General features: G+C 71.7%; 5 protein-coding genes. All 5 read left to right on the top strand.

Features of this window, described 5'->3' with window-relative positions:
- The first annotated feature begins 140 nt into the window (after nucleotides 1–140).
- Nucleotides 141–344 (top strand): hypothetical protein, encoded by a 204-nt coding sequence (locus ABZ281_RS35875; protein ID WP_356662249.1) that lies wholly within the window; start codon nucleotides 141–143, stop codon nucleotides 342–344.
- Complete coding sequence (locus ABZ281_RS35870) at nucleotides 334–1,047, top strand: ATP-binding cassette domain-containing protein (RefSeq protein WP_356662248.1); 714 nt, start codon at nucleotides 334–336, stop codon at nucleotides 1,045–1,047. The genes ABZ281_RS35875 and ABZ281_RS35870 overlap by 11 nt, the downstream gene beginning before the upstream one ends.
- 6 nt (nucleotides 1,048–1,053) lie before the next feature.
- Nucleotides 1,054–1,803 (top strand): ABC transporter permease, encoded by a 750-nt coding sequence (locus tag ABZ281_RS35865; RefSeq protein ID WP_356662247.1) that lies wholly within the window; start codon nucleotides 1,054–1,056, stop codon nucleotides 1,801–1,803.
- The gene (gene mpaP / locus ABZ281_RS35860; RefSeq protein ID WP_356662246.1) at nucleotides 1,800–3,512 is read left to right on the top strand and encodes a daptide biosynthesis intramembrane metalloprotease; all 1,713 of its coding nucleotides are present in this window, start codon (nucleotides 1,800–1,802) and stop codon (nucleotides 3,510–3,512) included. Before ABZ281_RS35865 ends, mpaP begins: the two co-directional genes overlap by 4 nt.
- A gap of 22 nt (nucleotides 3,513–3,534) precedes the next feature.
- Nucleotides 3,535–5,466, top strand: a 1,932-nt coding sequence (gene lanKC, locus ABZ281_RS35855) for a class III lanthionine synthetase LanKC (RefSeq protein WP_356662245.1), incomplete at its 3' end; no start/stop codon positions are given.

Raw genomic sequence — 5,466 nt, 5'->3', positions numbered from 1 at the left:
GCGAATTTCTTGCTTTTCTCCGCTCTCCCCCTTTTTGCGCCACCCTTTGTTATTTTTTTTGTGGGGGCTCCCCGCGCTGCCCCCCCCCACGGCCCTCCCCCCTCCGAACCAACTCCCCCCACACAACAGCTTGGAGAATCATGAACGGGCAATCACCGGCCACGCAGAACCCCGCCCTGCTGGCCGTCCTGGCACTCGTGGCGGCTGCCGTGGTGATCGCGGTCCTCCTCGTCGGTGACTCCTGGACGCGCTGGCTGTACTACGGCGTCCTGGTGGTCGGCCTACTGGCCGCCACGGGGTCCCTCGGCGCCCTCGTCAAGGTGCTGACGAACCGTGACAGCTGACCGCTCCGTCATCCGGGCCGAAGGCCTGCACAAGAGCTTCGGGACCCGCCAGGTGCTCACCGACGTGAGCTTCGAGGCGCGTCCCGGCCGGGTCGTGGGCCTGCTCGGCCGCAACGGCGCCGGCAAGACCACGCTGCTGAAGTCGCTGCTCGGCGTCGTCACCCCCGACGCCGGAGCCGTTGAGGTGCTCGGCGGCCCGCCCGGCCCGCAGAACGCGCGCCGCGTCGGCGTCGCCATGGACGCCATCGGCTTCTACCCCGGCACCACCGTCGCCCGCGAACTGGCCATCTGGGCCCGCGCCCTCGGCGTCGGCCGCTCCCGGATCGCCGAACTCGTCGACCTGGTCGGGCTCACCGGCGAGGAGCGCCAGCGCTGCACCGCCTTGTCCACGGGCCAGCGGCAGCGGCTGCGGATCGCGACCGCCCTGCTCTCCCCGGACGTCGAACTGCTCGTACTGGACGAACCGGCCAACGGTCTCGACCCGGACGGTATCCGCTGGATCCGGCGCTTCATCCGGGACCAGGCCGCCGAGGGCAGGACCGTCCTGGTCTCCAGCCACCAGCTCGCCGAGGTGGAGAACACCGTCGACGACGTCCTCCTCCTTGAGGGCGGCCGCATCGTCCACACCGGCACCCTCACCGACTTCACCGAGGGCGGCGCCAGGTCGCTCGAGGACCGTTTCTTCGAGATAGCGGGGAGCTGAACGCCCGTGTCCACTGCCGCACTCGTGCGCCACACCCAGGCCGAACTGCTGAAGGCCGGCTCAGGCCGGGCCATGCTCGGAGCGCTGGTCGGCGGCTTCCTGTGGTGCGCCCTGACCGGCTACGGCTACTACGCGGAGGGCCGCACCGACGCGGCCGCCGTGGCCTCGGGCGCCGTCACCGACGACATCGTCCGCGCCTGGATGATGATGCTGCTCTTCTCGGCCATCAGCTGCGCCCTGGTCGTCACCCGGGACTTCGCGCAGGGCACCGCGGCCCGCGCCGTGCTCCTCTACGGCGGACGGGCCGAGGTCTTCCGGGCCAAACTCGCCGCGGCCGTGCTGATCTCCACCGGCTTCGCGCTGACGGCGATGGCCGGCGCGGCCGTCAACGTCCTGCTCGCCTCGAGCGGCGGAACGGACCTGGCCTGGACGGCCGAGACCACCAAGACGCTGCTGGGCGTCGGCGGCTGCATGATGCTGGCCGGCCCGTGGGGGCTGATGGCCGGCTGGATCGTCCGCAAGCAGACCCTCACCGTGCTCGCCATCGTCATCCTGGTCGTCGGCGTGGAGCCCGCCGTACAGCGGCTCGTCCCGGAGGCAGCCCAGTTCCTCTTCACCATCGCGCTCAGCTCGGTCTACCGCGACCACAAGCCCGACCTGCTGCCCGTGGGCGCCGCGGTCGGCGTCTCCTTGCTGTGGATCGTCCTGTTCGGCGTGATCGCCAGAACGAGATTCCTGGGCAAGGACGTCGCGTGAGCGGCCGGACCGGACTGCTGCGTCGGCGCCCCACGGCGCCGGCCCCGGCGGCCGCCGCCGACAGCACGTCCCACCTGGAGCGGGCCCGGCTCACCGACGGTGTCCAGGTGCACCCACCGGTCGCCGACGGGGAGCCCTGGGTACTCCAGCGCGGGGAGCACCAGTACTTCCGGATCGGCGCCGACCTCGCCTCGCTCGCGGACCGTCTCGACGGTGCCCACGACGTGGAGGAACTGGCCGACGGCCTGGGCCGCCCATGGACCCCCGAGACCGTCCGGCAGGGCCTCCAAGCCCTTGACAAGGCCCAGTTGGTCGCCCGGCCGCAGGACGGCCCGCCTCCACGCCGGAGCACGGGCCGCTTCAAATACGTCCCACCGCTCACGCTCCAGTTCACCGTGCTGCGGTCCGGAGTGGGCCTCGCCCGGCTGATCAACCGCCTGCGCCTCGCCTCGCCCCGCACCCTGGGCGCGTCCGTCGCGCTGCTCGCCGTCACAGGGGCCTTCGTCCTGGTGGGGCGGAGCGCCCACGCCGTCGAGGTGCTGAGCCGCCCCGTCTCGCTCACCATGCTCTTGGTCATCCTCGGCGCCGTCTCGGTCACCACCGTCGCGCACGAACTCGGCCACGCCTGCCTGCTGGCGCACTACGGAGGCCGGCCCGGCCGACTCGGTGTCATGTTCTTCTACCTGTCACCCGCGATGTTCTGCGACGTCTCGGACGCGTGGCGGCTCAACCACCGGCAACGCGCCCATGTGGCGATGGCCGGCATCTTCGTCCAGCTCGGCGCGAGCGGCGCCGCCGCATGCGCGAGCGGGCTGGCGGGCGACGGTTCCGCCGGTGACATGCTGATGCTGTTCTCCCTCGTGAACGCGGCGGCGGCGGTCATCAACCTGGTGCCGTTCGTGAAGCTCGACGGCTACATCGCCCTGATGAGCTACCTCGACCACCCCAACCTTCGCGCGGACGCGCTGAGTTCACTGCGGGAACGGTTCACCGGCCTGCTCACAGGGGCCACCGGGCGTGGCGAGGCGACCGCGCGCGGCGGGAGCCGGGACGGCGAGGCCGCCTGGCTGCCCTGGTTCGGCGTAGCCTGCCTGGTGACGCCGGTCCTGCTGGTGGTTCGGGGTCTGGGCCAGTGGCTGGACGCGCTGCTGTCCCTCGGCTACTTCGGGCTCACTCTCTCCACCTCGATCGCCGGGCTGCTTGCCGTCGTCGTGGGGAAGGCGCTCTTCGGCCTGGCGCGGTCGCTGCGCGGCACCCGCCCCCGGCCCCTGCGGGTGCTGGGCCTGGCCCTGGTGATCGCCGCCGTCGTGTTCGGCGTCAGCCGTGTCCACGTGACGACCACACAGATCGGAGCCTACCGGGTGACCGACGGCGGACAGGTGGTCCTGACCGTGCCGACCGGCCCCGACGGCCGGGACGTGCGCGCCGGGGACCGGGTGGAGCTGGTCGAGGCCGGACTGATCCTGCGCCGCCCGCTGGGCGAGGCCACGGTCGTCGCCCCGCTGCGCGGGGAGTCGATGGTGCCGCTGACCGGCCTCGTCCCGGTCGACGCGGACCAGGTGAAGGTACCCGGCCGCTGGTACACGCTGCGGGTGCAGGACATCCCGAAGGCCCAGGAGGGCAGCGTACGGCTGCACCCCCGGTCCGTTTCGCTTCCACGGTGGGCGTACGAGCGCTTCGTGCAGCCCTTCGCCGCTCCGTTCAACTGACAGCAGAAACCGGAACCCCGGAATGTATCTGACGTATCTTCAGTTCTGTCATCCCACCTCCCTCTTCTACGAGGAGCGGGACACCGAGGACCCCGGCACCCTCTTCGGCCTGCACCAGGCCCCGGCCCCGGACGACTGGACGCGCGAGGTGCGCACCGAGTGGGTCATGTACACCCCTTCGTCGAGCGACGCGGCGCCGATGCGCTGGCAGGGCTGGAAGATCCACGTCAGCGCCACCATCGGCAACGCCGAGGAACTGCTCGGGGAGGTCTCCGCGTACTGCCTGGAGCGGTCCCTGCCGTTCAAGGCGCTCTCCAGCCCGCACACCCTGACCCGGCGCAACAGCAAGTACGCCGACCGCGGTGGCAGCGGCAAGTTCATCACCCTCTACCCGCCCTCCGACGAGGCGTTCACCACCGCCCTGCGGGAACTGGACGAGCGCGTCGGCGGCCAGGAGGGCCCGGCGATCCTCTCCGACCTGCGCTTTGGCGAAGGCCCGCTGTACACCCGCTACGGCGCGTTCGTGTCGCGGCGCATCACCGACGCGAGCGGGCGGCTGGTCGAGTGCATCGAGGACCCGGACGGCAACCTGGTGCCGGACGAGCGGCGCCCCGGCTTTCACCCGCCGAAGTGGGCCCCCGTCCCCGCCGTCCTCGAGGAGTCGCTGGCGCTGCGGGCCGGGCGCCGGCTCTCGAACTTCCCCTACCGGGTGCGCGAGGCCGTCCACTTCTCCAACGGCGGAGGCGTCTACCTCGCCGAGCGTGCCGACACACCGGGCCGCACGATCCTCCTCAAGGAAGCCCGCCCGCACTGCGGCCTGGACGAGAGCGGCAGGGACGCGCCCGCCCGACTCGACCGCGAACACGAGGCTCTCCTCGACCTGGCGGGCCTGCCCGGCGTACCGGCCGTGGACGCCTACGTCGACGGTGTCGAGCACAGGTTCCTCGGCCGGGAGTACGTCGAGGGTAAGTCCCTCATGGACCTGGCCTGCGCACGCAACCCCCTGGTCAACCCTGACAGCGCCCTCACCCCGCACGAGTACGCCCTCTGGGTCGGCGAACTGCTCGGCCGGGTCACACAGTCGGTGGCCGCGATGCACGAACGCGGCTGGGTCTTCGGCGACCTGCACCCCAACAACCTCATCGTCGACGCCGACGAACGGGTCCACTTCATCGACTTCGAGAACGCCTCACGCGACGTCACGGACTACACCCAGACCATGGGTGTCTTCGGATTCCGTGCCCCGCTCGGCCACCGGGGCACGGCCGTCGACCTGTTCGCCCTGGGCGCCATGCGCATCGCCCTGCTCGTCCCGCTGACCCGGCTGCTCTCGCTCGGCCCCGACCGTGCCAAGGAACTGTGCGCGGCTGCCTGCGAGCAGTTCGGCGTTCCCGCCGAGTACTTCGACGGGATGGAGGAGCAGCTCGGTTGGGACGCCGAGACGGTGACGGCGACCTCGACGGGTGAACGGCCGGACCGCGCCGACGCGTTCACCGGTGACGCGCTCGCCGCCCGGATGCGTCACTGGCGTACCCCGGAGCGCGAGGACCGGCTCTTCCCCGGCGACGTACGGCAGTTCCTCCACCCTTCCGGTGGTCTCGGCCTCGGGTACGGCGCGGCCGGCATGCTGTGGTCGCTGCACCGTGCGGGCCGTACGCCGGACCCCGCCGACCTCGCCTGGCTGCGGGATCGCGTACGCGCCGCCGACGACCTGCCGCCGGGGTTCTGGAACGGCCTCGCCGGTATCGCCTTCGCCACCGAGGACCTCGACCCGGCGTTCTCGGACGAGTGCCTGGAGCGGGCGCTCGACGCGGCGCACCGCACCGAGGACCTGTCGCTGGGCGGCGGACTGAGCGGTCTCGGCGTGCAGCTGCTGCGTGCGCCCGGGCACCGGGACGACATCGCCGCCCTCACCGATCGCGTGGTCAAGGCGGTCGACGCCCAGGACGACCAC

The sequence above is a fragment of the Streptomyces sp. NPDC006265 genome (genome assembly GCF_040613555.1).
Lineage (GTDB): Bacteria > Actinomycetota > Actinomycetes > Streptomycetales > Streptomycetaceae > Streptomyces.
This window is presented reverse-complemented; position numbering and strand designations above follow the sequence as displayed.

Excerpts from the sequence above, each read along its gene's own strand:
- ABZ281_RS35875 (WP_356662249.1), top strand. The coding sequence starts at position 141 with ATGAACGGGCAATCACCGGCCACGCAGAACCCCGCCCTGCTGGCCGTC.